Below are 17,409 nucleotides of genomic sequence, written 5' to 3'. Positions count from 1 at the left end.
ATTAAGTAACGCGGAATCTGAAGATGGCTGAACCACGTTTCGTACACCTGCGGGTGCATAGCGACTACTCCATGATCGATGGGCTGGCGAAGACCGGGCCGCTGGTAAAAAAGGCGGCCTCCCTTGGCATGCCCGCGCTGGCGATCACCGATTTTACCAACCTGTGTGGCCTGGTGAAGTTCTACGGAACGGCGCACGGTGCGGGAATGAAGCCTATCGTCGGCGCAGATTTTCATGTCCAGAGCGATCTCGTCGGCGATGAAATGACGCAAATCTCCGTGCTGGCGATGAACAACACGGGCTATCAAAACCTCACTCTGCTTATCTCAAAAGCCTATCAGCGCGGATATGGTGCGCTGGGCCCGTGGATCGACAGGGACTGGCTGGCTGAGCTGAACGAAGGGCTGCTGCTGATCTCTGGCGGCCGTATGGGCGATGTCGGTAAATGCCTGCTGCGCGGCAATAGCGCGCTGGTGGATCAATGCGTCTCGTTCTATGAAGAGTATTTCCCGGATCGTTATTATCTGGAGTTGATCCGCACCGGTCGTCAGGACGAAGAGAGCTATCTGCATGCGGCGGTCGCACTTGCGGAAGAACGCGGGCTGCCCGTCGTCGCGACAAACGATGTACGCTTCCTCGAGCCGGGAGATTTTGACGCTCACGAAATTCGCGTGGCGATCCACGATGGCTTCACGCTCGACGATCCGAAACGGCCGCGTAATTACTCCGCTCAACAGTACATGCGCAGCGAGGAGGAGATGTGTGAACTCTTCTCCGATATCCCCGAAGCGCTGGAAAACAGCGTAGAGATCGCCAGGCGCTGTAACGTTACCGTCCGCCTCGGCGAATACTTCCTGCCGCAGTTCCCGACGGGTGACATGACCACGGAAGATTTCCTGGTCGTGAAATCAAAAGAAGGTCTGGAAGAGCGTCTGGAATTCCTGTTCCCGGATGAGGCCGTTCGCAAAGAGAAGCGGCCGCCGTACGATGAACGCCTGGATATTGAACTCCAGGTCATCAACCAGATGGGCTTCCCGGGCTACTTCCTGATCGTAATGGAGTTTATCCAGTGGTCGAAGGATAACGGCGTACCGGTTGGACCGGGACGTGGCTCCGGTGCGGGATCGCTTGTGGCCTATGCGCTTAAAATTACCGACCTCGATCCGCTGGAATTCGACCTGCTGTTCGAACGTTTCCTTAACCCGGAACGTGTTTCCATGCCCGACTTTGACGTCGACTTCTGCATGGAGAAACGCGACCAGGTGATCGAGCACGTTGCCGATATGTACGGCCGTGATGCGGTATCGCAGATTATTACGTTCGGTACGATGGCGGCGAAGGCGGTTATTCGTGACGTCGGCCGCGTGCTGGGCCACCCGTACGGGTTTGTCGATCGTATTTCGAAGCTGGTGCCGCCCGATCCGGGCATGACGCTGGCAAAAGCGTTTGAAGCCGAACCTCAGCTGCCGGAAATCTACGAAGCTGACGAAGAAGTGAAAGCGCTGATCGACATGGCGCGCAAGCTGGAAGGCGTCACGCGTAACGCCGGCAAGCATGCGGGGGGCGTGGTTATCGCCCCGACCAAAATTACCGACTTCGCGCCGCTCTACTGCGATGAAGCGGGTGAGCACCCGGTTACTCAGTTTGATAAGAACGACGTAGAATACGCCGGGCTGGTGAAGTTTGACTTCCTCGGCCTGCGTACGCTGACGATCATCGACTGGGCGCTGAAGATGATCAACCCGCGCCGGGAAAAGCAGGGCCTTGAGCCGATAGACATTGCCGCCATCCCGCTGGATGACAAGAAAAGTTTCGACATGCTGCAGCGCTCGGAGACGACAGCCGTCTTCCAGCTTGAATCCCGCGGCATGAAAGATCTGATTAAACGCCTGCAGCCCGACTGCTTCGAAGATATGATCGCACTGGTCGCCCTGTTTCGTCCGGGCCCACTGCAGTCAGGGATGGTAGATAACTTTATCGACCGTAAGCACGGTCGCGAAGAGATTTCTTACCCGGACGTTCAGTGGCAGCATGAAAGCCTGAAGCCGGTGCTGGAGCCAACCTACGGCATTATCCTGTATCAGGAACAGGTCATGCAGATTGCTCAGGTGCTTTCCGGCTATACGCTCGGCGGCGCGGACATGCTGCGTCGTGCGATGGGTAAGAAAAAGCCGGAAGAGATGGCCAAGCAGCGCTCCATCTTTGAAGACGGGGCGAAGAAAAACGGCGTTGACGGCGAGCTGGCGATGAAAATCTTCGACCTGGTGGAGAAATTCGCCGGGTACGGATTTAACAAATCCCACTCCGCCGCCTATGCTTTGGTGTCGTATCAAACGCTGTGGCTGAAAGCGCACTATCCTGCTGAATTTATGGCGGCGGTAATGACGGCCGATATGGACAACACCGAGAAGGTGGTTGGCCTGGTGGATGAGTGCTGGCGCATGGGGCTTAAGATCCTGCCGCCGGATATTAACTCAGGGCTCTACCACTTCCACGTTAACGACGACGGAGAGATCGTTTACGGGATCGGCGCGATCAAAGGCGTGGGCGAAGGTCCGATCGAGGCGATCATCGAAGCGCGTAACAACGGCGGGTATTTCCGCGAGCTGTTCGATCTTTGCGCCCGTACCGATACCAAAAAACTGAACCGTCGCGTGCTGGAAAAACTGATCATGTCCGGCGCGTTTGACAGGCTGGGGCCGCACCGCGCCGCGCTGATGAATTCCCTCGGCGACGCCCTGAAAGCGGCGGATCAGCACGCAAAAGCGGAAGCCATTGGTCAGGCGGATATGTTCGGGGTGCTGGCGGAAGAGCCAGAGCAGATCGAGCAATCTTATTCCAACTGCCAGCCGTGGCCAGAACAGGTGGTACTGGATGGGGAGCGTGAGACGTTAGGCTTGTACCTGACGGGGCACCCGATCAACCAGTACATCAAAGAAATTGAGCGCTATGTCGGCGGCCACAGGCTTAAAGACATGCATCCGACAGAACGTGGTAAAATCACCACGGCTGCGGGGCTCGTGATTGCCGCAAGGGTTATGGTCACCAAGCGCGGCAATCGTATCGGCATCTGTACGTTGGATGACCGTTCCGGGCGTCTGGAGGTGATGTTGTTCACCGACGCGCTGGATAAATACCAGCAATTGCTGGAAAAAGACCGCATACTTATCGTCAGCGGACAGGTCAGCTTTGATGACTTCAGTGGGGGGCTTAAAATGACCGCCCGCGAAGTGATGGACATTGACGAAGCCCGGGAAAAATATGCTCGCGGGCTTGCTATCTCGCTGACGGACAGGCAAATTGATGACCAGCTTTTAAACCGACTCCGTCAGTCTCTGGAACCCCACCGCTCGGGGACAATTCCAGTACATCTCTACTATCAGAGGGCGGATGCACGTGCGCGGTTGCGCTTTGGTGCAACGTGGCGTGTCTCTCCGAGCGATCGTTTACTGAACGATCTCCGTGGCCTCATTGGTTCGGAGCAGGTGGAACTGGAGTTTGACTAATACAGGAATACTATGAGTCTGAATTTCCTTGATTTCGAACAGCCGATTGCTGAGCTGGAAGCGAAAATCGATTCTCTGACAGCGGTAAGCCGTCAGGATGAAAAACTGGATATTAACATCGACGAAGAAGTGCATCGTCTGCGCGAGAAAAGCGTAGAGCTGACGCGCAAAATCTTTGCCGATCTCGGCGCATGGCAGGTGGCCCAGCTGGCTCGCCATCCACAGCGTCCGTACACCCTGGATTATGTCCGCCTGGCGTTTGACGAATTTGACGAACTGGCAGGCGATCGCGCATACGCTGACGATAAAGCTATCGTTGGCGGTATCGCGCGTCTGGACGGACGCCCGGTGATGATCATTGGTCATCAGAAAGGTCGTGAAACCAAAGAGAAAATCCGTCGTAACTTCGGTATGCCAGCACCAGAAGGCTACCGTAAAGCCCTGCGTCTGATGGAGATGGCTGAGCGTTTCAACATGCCAATCATCACCTTCATCGACACCCCGGGTGCATACCCTGGCGTGGGTGCGGAAGAGCGCGGTCAGTCTGAAGCTATCGCGCGCAACCTGCGCGAGATGTCTCGTCTGAAGGTGCCGGTCATCTGTACCGTCATCGGTGAGGGTGGTTCCGGCGGTGCGCTGGCGATTGGCGTGGGCGATAAAGTGAATATGCTGCAGTACAGCACCTATTCCGTTATCTCTCCGGAAGGCTGCGCGTCCATTCTGTGGAAAAGCGCCGACAAAGCGCCGCTGGCTGCAGAAGCAATGGGCATCATTGCGCCACGCCTGAAAGAGCTGAAGCTGATCGACTCCATCATCCCGGAACCGCTGGGTGGTGCGCATCGTAAGCCGGAAGTAATGGCGGCTTCTCTGAAAGCGCAGCTGCTGGCTGACCTGGCAGATCTGGACGTGCTGAGCAAAGACGATCTGCTCAACCGCCGCTACCAGCGTCTGATGACCTACGGTTACGCGTAAGCTTCACAATTATCTGAAAAGCCGCACAATGTTGCGGCTTTTTTTATACCTGCGGTTTAGCCGGACTATGCTTAGCTAATGTTTTTTAAGGAGGAAGCCCATGAATATCATTGCCATTATGGGGCCACACGGCATCTTCTATAAAGACGAGCCCATCAAGGAGCTTGAGCAAGCCCTGCAGTCGCGCGGGTATCAGCTAATCTGGCCGCACAACAGCGCCGACCTGCTGAAGTTCATCGAGCATAACCCGCGTATCTGCGGCGTGATCTTCGACTGGGACGAATACGATCTCGAACTGTGCAGCGATATCAACAAGCTGAACGAATACCTTCCGCTGTACGCGTTTATTAATACTCACTCAACCATGGACGTCAGCGCCAATGATATGCGTATGGCGCTGTGGTTCTTTGAATATTCGCTCGGCGTGGCGGAAGATATTGCGACCCGCATTCAGCAATACACGAATGAATATCTCGATAACATCACACCCCCCTTTACCCGCGCGCTCTTCACCTACGTGAAGGAGGGCAAATATACCTTCTGTACGCCAGGTCATATGGCGGGAACGGCCTATCAAAAAAGCCCGGTGGGCTGCCTGTTCTATGATTTCTTCGGTGGCAACACGCTAAAAGCGGACGTGTCGATTTCAGTCACCGAACTAGGCTCCCTGCTGGATCACACCGGCCCGCATCTTGAAGCCGAAGAGTATATCGCCCGCACCTTTGGCGCCGAGCAGAGCTATATGGTGACCAACGGCACGTCGACCTCGAACAAAATTGTCGGGATGTACGCTGCGCCTGCTGGCAGCACCTTGCTGATTGACCGTAACTGCCATAAATCGCTGGCACACCTGCTGATGATGAGCGACGTCGTACCGCTCTGGCTGTCGCCCACGCGTAATGCGCTCGGTATTCTTGGCGGCATTCCGCGCCGGGAGTTCACCCACGAAGCCATTGAAAGTAAGGTCGCGGCAATTCCTGGCGCAAGCTGGCCTGTCCATGCGGTGATCACCAATTCCACCTACGACGGTTTGCTGTACAACACGAACTGGATCAAACAGACGCTGGACGTGCCGTCGATCCACTTCGATTCCGCATGGGTGCCTTACACTAATTTCCATCCGATTTACGCAGGCAAAAGCGGCATGAGCGGTGAACGGGTGCCGGGGAAAGTGTTCTTCGAAACGCAGTCGACGCATAAAATGCTGGCGGCGTTTTCCCAGGCTTCGCTTATTCACATCAAAGGCGAGTACGACGAAGACACGTTCAACGAAGCCTTTATGATGCACACCACCACCTCGCCGAGCTACCCGCTGGTGGCCTCTATTGAAACGGCCGCGGCGATGCTGCGCGGCAATCCCGGTAAGCGTCTCATCAATCGTTCGGTGGAACGCGCGCTGCATTTCCGTAAAGAGGTGCAGCGGCTGAAAGACGAAGCCGACGGCTGGTTCTTTGATATCTGGCAGCCGGAAGAGATTGATGAAGCAGAATGCTGGCCCGTCTCGCCCGGCGAAGGCTGGCATGGCTTCCGGGATGCCGATAGCGACCATATGTTCCTCGACCCGGTAAAAGTGACGATCCTGACGCCGGGCATGGATGAGCAGGGCAAGATGAGCGATGAAGGTATTCCGGCCGCGCTGGTCGCGAAATTCCTTGATGAACGTGGAGTGGTGGTAGAGAAAACCGGCCCCTATAACCTGCTGTTCCTGTTCAGCATCGGGATCGACAAAACCCGCGCGATGGGGTTGTTGCGCGGCCTGATGGAGTTTAAGCGCGCCTACGATCTCAACCTGCGGGTGAAGAACATGCTGCCGGATCTCTACGCGGAGGATCCTGACTTCTATCGAAATATGCGCATTCAGGATCTGGCCCAGGGGATCCACAGGCTGATCCGTCAGCACGATCTGCCGCGTCTGATGCTTCAGGCGTTCGATGTCTTACCGGAGATGAAGTTTACCCCGCACAAGGCATGGCAGCGCCAGGTGAAAGGGGAGGTCGGAACCGTCGAGCTGGAAAACCTGGTCGGGCGCGTATCGGCTAACATGATCCTGCCTTACCCGCCGGGCGTTCCGCTCCTGATGCCGGGAGAGATGATTACCGAAGAGAGTCGGGCCGTGCTCGATTTCCTGCTAATGCTCTGCTCTGTCGGGCGCCACTATCCCGGTTTTGAGACGGATATCCACGGTGCGAAGCGCGACGAGAGCGGCGTTTACTGGGTGCGAGTCCTAAAATAAGGGTGACCGCTTGCCAGGCGCGGGTTTTCGGTTGTAACGTTCAGGCATCATAAAAAGGAGAAGCTATGCTGGGTTTAAAAGCTGTTCATCATATTGCGATCATTGCGACCGATTACGCGAAAAGTAAGGCCTTCTACTGCGACATCCTGGGCTTTACGCTCATGAGCGAGGCCTACCGCGAGGAGCGCGACTCCTGGAAGGGCGACCTGGCGTTAAACGGGCAATATGTGATTGAGCTGTTCTCTTTTCCTTTTCCGCCTGCACGTCCGTCCCGCCCGGAAGCCTGCGGCCTGCGTCATCTTGCCTTCAGCGTCGATGACCTGGATAGCGCAGTTAAGCATCTGGAAGCGCACGGCGTGACGTGCGAAGCGATACGCGTCGATCCGTTCACCGACAAGCGCTTTACTTTTTTCAACGATCCGGACGGCCTGCCGCTGGAGCTTTATCAGCAGTAATGGTTGTCCTGTGTGATAATGCCCGCTCAGTTCGGGCATTTTTTATGTGTAATCTCCTATGACCTTACCCGCTATCGCACAAGCCGTTTCACCGTACCGCCAGCTGCTGGTGGGGTTTAGCGGTGGCCTGGATTCCACCGTTCTGCTCCATCGTCTTAAACTCTGGCGCGACCGGGAGCCTAACGTCCAGCTTCGGGCGATGCATATTCACCACGGGTTAAGTCCTCATGCAGAGGCGTGGGTGGCGCACTGCGAAGCCTTGTGTGCGGCCTGGGCGATCCCGCTCATCGCTGAGCGAGTGACGCTTGCGAAGGAAGGGCTGGGCATCGAGGCGCAGGCGCGGAAAGCCCGCTATGCCGCATTTGCCGGGGCATTACGTCCTGGAGAAGCGCTGGTCACGGCCCAGCATCTGGACGATCAGTGTGAAACCTTTCTGCTAGCCCTTAAGCGGGGCAGCGGCCCGGCGGGACTTTCTGCCATGCCGACGCGTTCTGAATTTGCCGGCACAACGTTACTGCGTCCGCTGCTTGGCGAGACGCGTGCCTCACTGGAAGCCTGGGCGCGAGAACATCAGCTGAACTGGATCGAAGATGAGAGTAACCAGGATGACGGCTATGACCGTAACTTCCTGCGTCTGCGCGTCCTCCCGCTTTTAGGCGAACGCTGGCCGCATTTCGCCGACGCGACGGCAAGAAGCGCCATGCTGTGCGCCGAACAGGAATCGTTGCTGGATGAACTGTTGAGCGACGAGCTGGCTGCACTCATTTCTGCCGACGGGGCGTTGGCGATCGCACCGATGAAAGCGATGAGCCCGGTACGTCGCGCCGCGCTGTTACGGCGCTGGCTGGCCTTTCATCGCGCCGCGATGCCGTCGAGGACAATGCTGAGCCGTCTCTGGGACGAAGTCGCACTGGCGCGGGATGATGCTTCTCCGTGCGTCCACCTGAACGGTTTTGAGGTTAGACGTTATAAAGGGGAGCTCTGGTGGATAAAATCCATGCCCTCGCTGACCGATGTGGTGCTCGACTGGCTTTCTCCTGACGCGCCCCTGATATTGCCCTGTGAGGCAGGACGCGTTTCTCTTCTGTCGTCTGGTCATGTGCGGCTGCCTAAGCCCGATGAACCTGTCACCGTGCGCTTTAAGGCTGGCGGCCTGCTGCATATCGTCGGGCGCAACGGGGGACGGAAGCTGAAGAAAATATGGCAGGAGTGTAACGTGCCGCCGTGGCTGCGCGACACCACGCCGCTACTGTTCTACGGTGAAACGCTTATCGCTGCGGCAGGGGTGTTCATCACGGAAGAGGGGTGGTCAGAAGAGGGCGTTCGTTTTGAGTGGCAGAAAGCGTAACGGGCAGCCAGGCTGCCCGTTAGTGTCATCAGGATTCGCTCACCACGACGGTGCCGATTTGCGGGTGGCTGAAGCTGGCTATTTTGTCCAGACGCAGCTCACGCGTCGCCCCGGCGTCTTCCACTATCAGGTATTCCACATTCTTTCGTGAAACCAGATCGCTGGCTTTCGCCTTCAACACTTCGCCATCTTTTAGCTCCAGCGTCAGTAATAAATGATGCTGGCAGGCGAGTTCGAGGTTGTCATAGTCATCACAATTGATGGGTTGATAAGTATCATTCATCGACATAATCGCTCACCAGTAAATTCGCCGCAGCATACGCTGCTTTTTCCCTGACCGACTCTGAAAGGGTTTCATCAGAGGCCACTTCATTAAGCACCTTCAATACACAGCCCAACGCGTCCGGGACATACCCCAGATCTCCGCTGGCGATTTCCGCATACCGTTTGCGAATTAACTCACAATAATTATTCACATCCCCTCCCGCCAGCGCACTGACTTACTGTGAGATATCATTAAGCCTACGAAGATAAACTCGGTTTAGCAAGGTGACTATACCATACTCATTTAAGCAATATCAGGGCCTTGATAGCGGTGTATTTAACACCCTGTAACAGCCTTTTGCCGCGGTTTTCGCTACAATGTGCGCCTGATTCGAATGGAGTTCTCTCATGGCGCTGAAAGCGACAATTTATAAAGCAGTGGTCAATGTGGCCGATCTGGATCGCAACCAGTTCCTCGATGCGTCGCTTACGCTGGCACGCCACCCCTCCGAAACCCAGGAGCGCATGATGCTGCGCCTGCTGGCGTGGATTAAGTATGCCGACGAGCGTCTGCAGTTTTCCCGTGGGTTAAGCGCAGAAGACGAACCTGAAGCCTGGCTGCGCAACGATCATCTGGGTATCGATTTGTGGATCGAACTCGGCCTGCCTGACGAGCGCAGAATTAAGAAGGCCTGCACCCAGTCCGCTGAAGTGGCCTTATTCGCGTATAATCAGCGCGCGGCGGAGATCTGGTGGCAGCAAAACAAGAGCAAGTGCGGACAGTTTAAAAATCTCACGGTCTGGTATCTGGACGATGAGCAGCTGGCGCAGTTGAGCGAGTTCGCCAGCCGGACCATGGTTTTGCAGGCGACGATTCAGGATGGCGCCATCTGGCTCTCTGATTCTCAGAATAATCTGGAAATTCATTTAACGGCGTGGCAACCCGCGTCATGATCGTCTTGTCCCGAAACGTCAGCATCCCTGACAGCGAGCTGGAGATCACCGCCATTCGTGCGCAGGGGGCTGGCGGGCAGCACGTCAACAAGGCGTCGACGGCTATCCATTTGCGTTTTGACATTCGGTCCTCAAGCCTGCCAGAGTATTATAAAGAAAGCCTGCTTGCCGCCAGCCATCACCTGATCACCAGCGATGGCGTGATTGTGATCAAAGCCCAGGAGTACCGCAGCCAGGAGCTCAACCGGGAAGCGGCGATAGCCAGGCTGGTGGCGGTCATCAAAGAGCTAACGGCAGTACAAAAAAGCCGCCGGGCAACGCGGCCGACCCGCGCATCGAAAGAGCGTCGGTTGTCCTCGAAGGCCCAAAAATCCACAGTGAAAGCACTACGCGGTAAAGTTCGTCGCCCGACAGAGTGACGAAAGGGAACACACTTTTCATAAGGAATTCATTGTGAAAAAAGCATTATGGTCAGCGCTGGCAGTGAGTACGCTGTTTGCGCTTTTTGGGTGTAACAACCGCTCCGAAACGCAGGTTTTACAACCCACGCAAACGGAAGAATTAAAACCGATGCAGCAAAGCTGGCGCGGCGTATTGCCTTGCGCGGACTGTGAAGGCATTGAAACGTCTCTGTTCCTGCAAAAAGATGGCACCTGGGTGATGAATCAGCGCTATCAGGGCGCTAAAGAGCCTTCTTCTTTTGCCACTTATGGAACATGGGCGCGTACGGCAGAGAAGCTGGTCCTGACGGATACCTCCGGTGAGAAAACCTTTTTCCGCGCCAAAGGCGAGGGGATGGAGATGCTCGACCGCGAAGGCAACCCGATTGAATCCCAGCTCAACTACACGCTGGCGCCGGTAAAAGCGGCTCTGCCTGCCACACCGATGGCAATGCGGGGGATGTACTTCTATATGGCGGATGCGGCGATCTTTACCGACTGCGCAACCGGCAGGAAGGTCAGCGTGGCAAACAATGCGCAGCTTGAACGTGATTACGCTGTGGCACGCGGCAATGACAGCAAGCCGGTACTGCTGACGGTTGACGGTCACTTTACGCTGGATCCAAACCCGGATAGCGGAGAGATGGTGAAAACGCTGGTGGCAGATAAAGACGCGAAGTTTGTTGCGGGTAAAGACTGTAACAGTAAATAAGCCGACGCTGAGCCATTAAAAAACCCCGCCTGAGCGGGGTTTTTTGTTTAGCCTTTGATGGCTTTCACCAGGTAATCAAGAATGTCGCCGGTCTTGATCATCTGTTTCTCGCCGCTGCGACGGTATTTGTATTCAATCTCATCGCTGTCGAGGTTACGGTCGCCGATGACGACGGTGTGCGGGATACCGATCAGTTCCATATCGGCAAACATCACGCCTGGACGCTCTTTACGGTCATCCATCAGCACTTCGATACCCTGAGCGCGCAGCTCGGCATACAGCTTCTCGGCCAGCTCCTGCACGCGGTAAGACTTGTGCATGTTCATTGGCAGAATAGCCACCTGGAACGGCGCAATATTGTCCGGCCAGACGATGCCGCGTTCGTCGTAGTTCTGCTCAATCGCCGCAGCCACCACGCGCGTCACCCCGATACCGTAGCAACCCATGGTCAGGATCTGGTTACGGCCATCTTCACCCTGAACAGCCGCGTTCAGCGCGCGAGAGTATTTATCACCCAGCTGGAAGATATGACCCACTTCGATGCCGCGCTTAATCATCAGGGTACCCTGGCCGTCCGGGCTTGGATCGCCTGCAACCACGTTACGGATGTCAGCCACTTCCGGCGTCGCCACGTCGCGATCCCAGTTGATGCCGAAGTAATGTTTACCGTCGATGTTCGCACCTGCGGAGAAGTCGCTCATTGCCGCAACCGTGCGGTCAATGACAACAGGCACCGGTAGATTGACTGGACCCAGTGAACCTGGACCCGCATTCACCACGGCGCGGATTTCCGCTTCCGTTGCGAAGGTCAGCGGGCTGGCTACCTGCGGCAGCTTCTCGGCTTTCACTTCGTTCAGCTCATGATCGCCACGCACCAGCAGGGCAACCAGCGGATAAGCGCTACCTTCGGTAGATTTCACCAGCAGGGTTTTCACGGTTTTTTCGACTGGCAGATTGAACTGCTCAACCAGCTCGGCGATGGTTTTCGCGTTTGGCGTATCAACCAGCGTCATCTCTTGCGTTGCCGCGCCGCGTGGCTCTTTTGGCGCCAGCGCTTCTGCAAATTCGATGTTCGCCGCGTAGTCTGAAGAGTCAGAGAAGATCACATCGTCTTCACCGCTCTGCGCCAGTACCTGGAACTCATGGGATGCGCTACCGCCGATGGAGCCGGTATCAGCCTGCACAGCACGGAAATCCAGACCCATGCGGGAGAAGATTTTGCTGTACGCCGCGTACATTGCGTCGTAGGTCTCTTGCAGTGATTCCTGAGAGGTATGGAAAGAGTAAGCATCTTTCATCAGGAATTCGCGAGAGCGCATGACGCCGAAACGTGGGCGAACTTCGTCACGGAACTTGGTCTGGATCTGGAAGAAGTTCAGCGGCAGCTGTTTGTAAGAGCTCAGCTCGTTACGAATCAGGTCGGTAATGACTTCTTCATGCGTTGGGCCGAGAACGAAAGGACGCTCGCCGCGATCGACAAAGCGCAGCAGTTCAGGACCATATTGCTCCCAACGGCCGCTCTCCTGCCACAGGTCAGCGGGCTGAACCACAGGCATGGACACCTCGATAGCACCGGCGTTGTTCATCTCTTCACGCACGATGTTTTCGACTTTTTTCAGGACGCGCACGCCGGTCGGCAGCCAGGTATATAACCCGGAGGCCAGCTTGCGGATCATCCCGGCGCGCAGCATCAGCTGATGGCTGATCACTTCGGCGTCGGCAGGCGTCTCCTTCAGAGTGGAGAGCAGATATTGGCTAGTACGCATGTTGTTACGGTTCCATTTCGACGATTGGAACAGGCTGAAACACCAGCCTGACACAAAAAAAGTGGTTTAGTTTACCAGTGTGGCAAAGATGCCAAAAGAGAGGAGAACAAAATTACCTGGGTTCAAGGGCAAACACTTCAAAACCTGCCCCGGTGACGCGCCAGCGAACGTTGAAATCGAGCAGCCAGACGGCGTACGTTTTTCCTTCTTCCTCTTCTTTACGGTAGGCCGGACGCGGGTCCTGTGCCAGAACTTCAGTGATGAAATCCCGTAAGCGAGGATAGCGTTTCTCCAGCTGGCCGATCTGCGCGGTTATCTCTGGCGTAAAATAAACAGGCATATCCGCCTGCGGCGCGTCCTGAGCATAACTTGCACGCGCGTCCGGGAGCGCTTCGGCGAAGGGCAAATAGGGTTTGATGTCGATTACCGGCGTGCCGTCTACCAGGTCCAGGCTACCTAACTCCAGTATCACCCGATCTTTCTGGCAGCGTATGCCTTTCAGTTCAACCAGCGACATTCCAATCGGGTTTGGGCGGAAGGTCGAGCGAGTTGCAAACACGCCCATTCTCGCATTTCCGCCAAGACGAGGAGGGCGCACGGTCGGACGCCAGCCGCCTTCCATCGTCTGGTGAAACACGAACACCACCCATAAATGGCTGAAAGCCTCGAGCCCGCGTACCGCATCGGCCTGATTGTAAGGCGCAATCAGGTGAAGCTCACCGCTTCCGCTGGTGACCAGACCGGGCTGGCGGGGGACGGCGAACTTCTCTTTATAAGGAGAGTGGATAACGCCTATCTGCTCGAACTGAAATGCACTCATTTCGCCGTGATGTTCAGCGCTGAACCGATGCAAACCGCCTGACGGTAGCAGCCCGGCGTGCCGCTGGTGACTTCGCAGCTGTGCAGCAGAACCGCGTTGGCTTTCATTTTTGCGGCATTAATCTGCATACGTTTACGCGCTGTCGGAATATTCGGTGGTGAGTCCTGATTGGTTGCCTGACAGGATTCGCCGCTCACTTCGCCCAGTTCACGGAACGGTTTACCGACGAGTTCGTCTGCTTTCGTGATAATGCGAACCGGCGCAGGGCGAACCACTTTCGGTTTTGCAGGCTCGGTTTTTGGCGGGGTTGCCGTGCTTTGAACAGGTTCAACGGGAGATCTGCTTAGCATAGAACAGCCGCTCAGCATGAGTGCTAAAAGACAGATCGGTAAAGCACGCATAATAGTTCCTCAATGGATAATCAAAACGTCAGATATTGAATCAGTTGACTGCACAAATGACAAGACGGGCATAAGCCCGTCCTGATGATATTACACTGAGGTGAGATTACCAGCCTTTAACAGCGCCGCCGTTAAACACTTTGTTGGCTTCCTGGTAAACTTCATCAGACTGATAAGCCTGAACGAATTTCTTCACGTTTTCCGCGTCCTTGTTGTCTTCGCGAGTCACGATCAGGTTAACGTACGGGGAGTCTTTATCTTCAACGAAGATACCGTCTTTAGCTGGCGTCAGGCCAATCTGGCTGGCATAGGTGGTGTTGATCACGGCCAGGGCAATCTGCGCATCGTCCAAAGAACGTGGCAGCTGCGGTGCTTCCAGTTCAACAATTTTCAGATTTTTCGGGTTCTCGGTGACATCCAGAACGGTTGGCAGCAGGCCAACACCGTCTTTCAGTTTGATCAGGCCCACTTTCTGCAGCAGCAGCAGGGAACGGCCAAGGTTGGTTGGGTCGTTAGGCACGGCAACCTGAGAACCCGGCTGCAGCTCGTCCAGCGATTTAATTTTCTTAGAGTAACCGGCAATTGGATAAACGAAGGTGTTACCAACACCCACCAGTTTATAGCCACGATCTTTGATCTGCTGATCCAGGTATGGCTTATGCTGGAAGGCGTTAGCGTCGATATCGCCTTTGCTCAGCGCTTCGTTCGGCAGAACGTAATCGTTGAAGGTCACCAGCTCAACGTCCAGGCCATATTTCTCTTTCGCCACTTTCTGAGCAACTTCAGCAACCTGTTGTTCTGCACCCACGATAACGCCCACTTTAATGTGGTTTGGATCTTTTTCGTCCTGACCGCAACCCACCAGTGCCAGAGAGCCGATCAGCGCGCCTACTGCTGCAAAGGTCTTTAATTTAAACGCCATGTTTTATCCTTAACTCGTAGAGTTTGTGTTGTGTGTAACGTTATTTGTGAGTAACGGTCCGGACGATGCGATCGCCGGAGAACTGGATTAAATAAACCAGAACAACCAGCAATACCAGAACGGTATTCATCACGGTAGCGTTATATCCAATATAGCCGTACTGGTAACCAATCTGGCCTAAACCGCCAGCGCCAACTGCGCCACCCATTGCGGAATAACCGACCAGCGTGATGAGCGTGATGGTTGCCGCGTTCACCAGGCCTGGCAGTGCTTCCGGGAGCAGGACTTTGCGGACGATCTGCATCGGTGTTGCGCCCATCGCGCGTGAGGCTTCGATCAAACCGGTTGGGATCTCCAGCAGGGCGTTTTCCACCATACGGGCGATAAACGGCGCAGCCCCCACGGTCAGTGGAACAATGGCCGCCTGCAGACCGATAGACGTTCCGACGATCACGCGGGTAAACGGAATCATCCACACCAGCAGAATAATGAAGGGAATAGAACGGAAGATGTTCACCAGCGCAGAGAGCGTACGGTACAGTTTCGCGTTCTCAATGATTTGACCCGGACGCGTCACGTACAGCAATACGCCGACCGGCAGGCCAATCACAAAACCAAAGAAGCCAGAGACAAAGGTCATTGCCAGCGTTTCCCAAACGCCGCGAACCAGCAGCCACATCATCGGCTCAGACATAACCCAGTACCTCTACTTTTACGTGGTGTTCTTGCAGCCAGGCAATCGCGGCCTGGGTTTCTTCTTGTGTGCCGTGCATTTCTGTCAGCATGATGCCGAACTTCACGCCACCGGCGTAATCCATCTGCGCGCTGATGATGTTGTTGTTTACGTTAAAGCGACGCGCGGTTTCGGAAAGCAGGGGAGCGTCAACGGACTGACCGGTGAACTCCATGCGCAGCATCGGGACGCTGTCTGCTGCGGGTTCGGTTTTCAAACGCTCCAGATAATCTTCCGGAATATCCAGATGCAGCGTGGACTGGATGAACTGCTGTGCCAGAGGCGTCTTCGGATGCGAGAACACTTCACTTACCGTGTCCTGCTCGATCAGTTCACCGTTGCTGATGACCGCCACGCAGTCGCAGATGCGTTTCACCACGTCCATCTCATGCGTAATAAGGAGGATCGTCAGGCCCAGGCGACGGTTAATGTCTTTCAGCAGTTCCAGAATCGAACGCGTGGTTGCCGGATCCAGTGCGCTGGTGGCTTCATCACACAGCAGAACCTTAGGATTGCTTGCCAGCGCGCGGGCAATGGCCACACGCTGCTTTTGCCCACCGGACAGATTTGCCGGGTAGCTATCATGCTTGTCGCCCAGACCCACGAGGTCGAGCAGTTCGGTGACGCGACGCTTCACTTCTTCTTTTGGCGTGTTATCAAGCTCAAGCTGCAGGGCAACGTTGCCGAACACGGTGCGGGAAGCCAGCAGGTTAAAGTGCTGGAAGATCATGCCAATCTGACGACGCGCTTTGGTGAGTTCTTTCTCTGAGAGGGCGGTAAGTTCCTGGCCGCCAACTTCTACGCTGCCCTGGGTTGGGCGCTCAAGCAGGTTAACACAACGAATCAGCGTGCTTTTACCTGCACCCGATGCGCCAATGACGCCATAAATTTGACCAGCAGGAACATGCAGGCTGACGTTGTTCAGCGCCTGAATGGTTCGGTTCCCCTGCTGGAACACTTTGGTGATATTGGAAAGTTTAATCATTAGATTATTTTTATCGTATGTAAGTTAGCCGTGGCATTTTCTTCTGCCAGATACGGGTGATGACCGTAAACAAAACGGATGTTAAGGCATCCAGACGTCTAAATCAATCCAACTCTGTACGATGAGCACTTTATTGCGCTGCGATTCATGAGATACTAGTCGAACATGCCTTTTTCAGGAGCAAACCGGTGGCAAAATCAGTACCCGCAATTTTTCTCGATCGTGACGGCACTATTAATGTGGATCACGGTTATGTTCATGAGATTGATGAGTTCGAGTTTATCGAGGGCGTAATAGATGCCATGCGCCAGCTGAAAGAGATGGGTTATGCGCTGGTGGTTGTGACGAACCAGTCCGGTATTGCACGCGGTAAATTCACCGAGGCGCAGTTCGAGACGCTGACGGAATGGATGGACTGGTCGCTAGCCGACCGCGGTGTGGATCTCGACGGCATCTACTATTGTCCGCACCACCCGCAGGGAACCGTTGAAGCGTATCGTCAGACCTGTGACTGCCGTAAGCCGCATCCCGGGATGTTCATCTCTGCACAGGAGTTCCTGCACATTGATATGTCTGCTTCTTATATGGTGGGCGATAAACTGGAAGATATGCAGGCAGCCGCCGCAGCGGGTGTAGGAACCAAAATATTAGTTCGCACCGGTAAGCCAGTGACGCCAGAAGCAGAAAATGCAGCGGATTGGGTGATTAATAGTCTGGCCGATCTGCCAAAAGAGATTAAAAAGCACCAAAAATAGCCTTTTTGGTGAAAAGATGAGCGGTTGAAATAAAAATGCATTTTTCCGCTTGTCATTCCTCGGCGGCCCCCTATAATGCGCCTCCATCGACACGGCGGATGTGAATCACTTCACACAACAGCCGGTTCGGTTGAAGAGAAAAA

The 17,409-nt window shown here is 55.2% G+C and carries 17 protein-coding genes; 9 read left to right on the top strand and 8 right to left on the bottom strand.

Annotation, left to right across the window (positions count from 1 at the left end):
• Positions 1-23 precede the first annotated feature (23 nt).
• The 5 genes from dnaE to tilS all read left to right on the top strand — a co-directional run bounded on the left by dnaE (position 24) and on the right by tilS (position 8,514).
• On the top strand, positions 24-3,506 hold the full coding sequence (gene dnaE, locus IM317_RS18750) for a DNA polymerase III subunit alpha (RefSeq protein ID WP_033144674.1): 3,483 nt from the start codon (positions 24-26) through the stop codon (positions 3,504-3,506).
• 12 nt (positions 3,507-3,518) lie between these two features.
• Positions 3,519-4,478 (top strand): acetyl-CoA carboxylase carboxyl transferase subunit alpha, encoded by a 960-nt coding sequence (gene accA / locus IM317_RS18745; protein WP_023310466.1) that lies wholly within the window; start codon positions 3,519-3,521, stop codon positions 4,476-4,478.
• Positions 4,479-4,578: 100 nt separating this feature from the next.
• The gene (locus tag IM317_RS18740; RefSeq protein WP_033144675.1) at positions 4,579-6,711 is read left to right on the top strand and encodes a lysine decarboxylase LdcC; all 2,133 of its coding nucleotides are present in this window, start codon (positions 4,579-4,581) and stop codon (positions 6,709-6,711) included.
• A gap of 65 nt (positions 6,712-6,776) precedes the next feature.
• Positions 6,777-7,166, top strand: coding sequence for a VOC family protein (locus IM317_RS18735; RefSeq protein WP_023334583.1), 390 nt, complete (start codon positions 6,777-6,779; stop codon positions 7,164-7,166).
• A 58-nt stretch (positions 7,167-7,224) separates the two neighbouring features.
• Positions 7,225-8,514 (top strand): tRNA lysidine(34) synthetase TilS, encoded by a 1,290-nt coding sequence (gene tilS, locus IM317_RS18730; RefSeq protein ID WP_033144676.1) that lies wholly within the window; start codon positions 7,225-7,227, stop codon positions 8,512-8,514.
• Positions 8,515-8,542: 28 nt separating this feature from the next.
• Here the strand turns inward: tilS and rof are convergent, their stop codons facing one another.
• Together rof and IM317_RS18720 are read right to left on the bottom strand one after the other, a co-directional pair.
• Positions 8,543-8,803 (bottom strand): Rho-binding antiterminator, encoded by a 261-nt coding sequence (gene rof, locus IM317_RS18725; protein WP_008501890.1) that lies wholly within the window; start codon positions 8,801-8,803, stop codon positions 8,543-8,545.
• Positions 8,790-8,990 carry a YaeP family protein gene (locus IM317_RS18720; RefSeq protein WP_033144677.1) on the bottom strand — a complete coding sequence of 67 codons (201 nt, stop codon included), beginning with the start codon at positions 8,988-8,990 and terminating at the stop codon, positions 8,790-8,792. Before IM317_RS18720 ends, rof begins: the two co-directional genes overlap by 14 nt.
• A 196-nt stretch (positions 8,991-9,186) precedes the next feature.
• Here IM317_RS18720 and IM317_RS18715 point away from each other — a divergent pair, with 196 nt between their 5' ends.
• Genes IM317_RS18715 through nlpE form a run of 3 tightly spaced genes read left to right on the top strand, consistent with a single transcriptional unit; the run spans position 9,187 to position 10,884 of the window.
• The gene (locus IM317_RS18715) at positions 9,187-9,732 is read left to right on the top strand and encodes a YaeQ family protein (protein WP_033144678.1); all 546 of its coding nucleotides are present in this window, start codon (positions 9,187-9,189) and stop codon (positions 9,730-9,732) included.
• On the top strand, positions 9,729-10,151 hold the full coding sequence (gene arfB, locus IM317_RS18710) for an alternative ribosome rescue aminoacyl-tRNA hydrolase ArfB (protein WP_033144679.1): 423 nt from the start codon (positions 9,729-9,731) through the stop codon (positions 10,149-10,151). The genes IM317_RS18715 and arfB overlap by 4 nt, the downstream gene beginning before the upstream one ends.
• Positions 10,152-10,185: 34 nt before the next feature.
• Positions 10,186-10,884, top strand: a complete 699-nt coding sequence (gene nlpE / locus IM317_RS18705) for an envelope stress response activation lipoprotein NlpE (RefSeq protein WP_033144680.1) — start codon at positions 10,186-10,188, stop codon at positions 10,882-10,884.
• Between the two features lie 47 nt (positions 10,885-10,931).
• Here the strand turns inward: nlpE and proS are convergent, their stop codons facing one another.
• The 6 genes from proS to metN all read right to left on the bottom strand — a co-directional run bounded on the left by proS (position 10,932) and on the right by metN (position 16,511).
• A complete protein-coding gene (gene proS / locus IM317_RS18700; protein ID WP_033144681.1) occupies positions 10,932-12,650 on the bottom strand; it encodes a proline--tRNA ligase in 1,719 nt (572 codons plus the stop codon).
• 112 nt (positions 12,651-12,762) lie between these two features.
• Entirely contained in the window at positions 12,763-13,470 is a 708-nt protein-coding gene (gene tsaA, locus IM317_RS18695) for a tRNA (N6-threonylcarbamoyladenosine(37)-N6)-methyltransferase TrmO (RefSeq protein WP_033144682.1), read from the bottom strand.
• Positions 13,467-13,871, bottom strand: a complete 405-nt coding sequence (gene rcsF, locus IM317_RS18690; RefSeq protein WP_008501883.1) for an Rcs stress response system protein RcsF — start codon at positions 13,869-13,871, stop codon at positions 13,467-13,469. Before rcsF ends, tsaA begins: the two co-directional genes overlap by 4 nt.
• A 106-nt stretch (positions 13,872-13,977) precedes the next feature.
• A complete protein-coding gene (gene metQ, locus IM317_RS18685; protein WP_014168729.1) occupies positions 13,978-14,793 on the bottom strand; it encodes a methionine ABC transporter substrate-binding lipoprotein MetQ in 816 nt (271 codons plus the stop codon).
• A gap of 40 nt (positions 14,794-14,833) precedes the next feature.
• Positions 14,834-15,487 carry a methionine ABC transporter permease MetI gene (locus IM317_RS18680; protein ID WP_014168730.1) on the bottom strand — a complete coding sequence of 218 codons (654 nt, stop codon included), beginning with the start codon at positions 15,485-15,487 and terminating at the stop codon, positions 14,834-14,836.
• Positions 15,480-16,511 (bottom strand): methionine ABC transporter ATP-binding protein MetN, encoded by a 1,032-nt coding sequence (gene metN, locus IM317_RS18675; RefSeq protein ID WP_033144683.1) that lies wholly within the window; start codon positions 16,509-16,511, stop codon positions 15,480-15,482. The genes IM317_RS18680 and metN overlap by 8 nt, the downstream gene beginning before the upstream one ends.
• 188 nt (positions 16,512-16,699) lie before the next feature.
• Between metN and gmhB the strand changes: the two genes are divergently transcribed.
• Positions 16,700-17,266 (top strand): D-glycero-beta-D-manno-heptose 1,7-bisphosphate 7-phosphatase, encoded by a 567-nt coding sequence (gene gmhB, locus IM317_RS18670; RefSeq protein WP_029741186.1) that lies wholly within the window; start codon positions 16,700-16,702, stop codon positions 17,264-17,266.
• Positions 17,267-17,409 lie beyond the last annotated feature (143 nt).

Source organism: Enterobacter cloacae complex sp. S3, from assembly GCF_014930495.1.
Classification (GTDB): domain Bacteria; phylum Pseudomonadota; class Gammaproteobacteria; order Enterobacterales; family Enterobacteriaceae; genus Enterobacter; species Enterobacter asburiae_B.
Note: the sequence above shows the minus strand (reverse complement) of the source record. Positions and strands in the feature narration are given on the sequence as shown.

What these genes read in the sequence shown, in the direction of transcription:
- rcsF (WP_008501883.1), bottom strand. Translation starts at nt 13,871, where the DNA reads ATGCGTGCTTTACCGATCTGTCTTTTAGCACTCATGCTGAGCGGCTGT.
- rof (WP_008501890.1), bottom strand. Translation starts at nt 8,803, where the DNA reads ATGTCGATGAATGATACTTATCAACCCATCAATTGTGATGACTATGAC.
- arfB (WP_033144679.1), top strand. Translation starts at nt 9,729, where the DNA reads ATGATCGTCTTGTCCCGAAACGTCAGCATCCCTGACAGCGAGCTGGAG.
- dnaE (WP_033144674.1), top strand. Translation starts at nt 24, where the DNA reads ATGGCTGAACCACGTTTCGTACACCTGCGGGTGCATAGCGACTACTCC.
- tilS (WP_033144676.1), top strand. Translation starts at nt 7,225, where the DNA reads ATGACCTTACCCGCTATCGCACAAGCCGTTTCACCGTACCGCCAGCTG.
- tsaA (WP_033144682.1), bottom strand. Translation starts at nt 13,470, where the DNA reads ATGAGTGCATTTCAGTTCGAGCAGATAGGCGTTATCCACTCTCCTTAT.
- IM317_RS18740 (WP_033144675.1), top strand. Translation starts at nt 4,579, where the DNA reads ATGAATATCATTGCCATTATGGGGCCACACGGCATCTTCTATAAAGAC.
- accA (WP_023310466.1), top strand. Translation starts at nt 3,519, where the DNA reads ATGAGTCTGAATTTCCTTGATTTCGAACAGCCGATTGCTGAGCTGGAA.
- metN (WP_033144683.1), bottom strand. Translation starts at nt 16,511, where the DNA reads ATGATTAAACTTTCCAATATCACCAAAGTGTTCCAGCAGGGGAACCGA.
- proS (WP_033144681.1), bottom strand. Translation starts at nt 12,650, where the DNA reads ATGCGTACTAGCCAATATCTGCTCTCCACTCTGAAGGAGACGCCTGCC.
- IM317_RS18715 (WP_033144678.1), top strand. Translation starts at nt 9,187, where the DNA reads ATGGCGCTGAAAGCGACAATTTATAAAGCAGTGGTCAATGTGGCCGAT.
- IM317_RS18680 (WP_014168730.1), bottom strand. Translation starts at nt 15,487, where the DNA reads ATGTCTGAGCCGATGATGTGGCTGCTGGTTCGCGGCGTTTGGGAAACG.
- IM317_RS18735 (WP_023334583.1), top strand. Translation starts at nt 6,777, where the DNA reads ATGCTGGGTTTAAAAGCTGTTCATCATATTGCGATCATTGCGACCGAT.
- metQ (WP_014168729.1), bottom strand. Translation starts at nt 14,793, where the DNA reads ATGGCGTTTAAATTAAAGACCTTTGCAGCAGTAGGCGCGCTGATCGGC.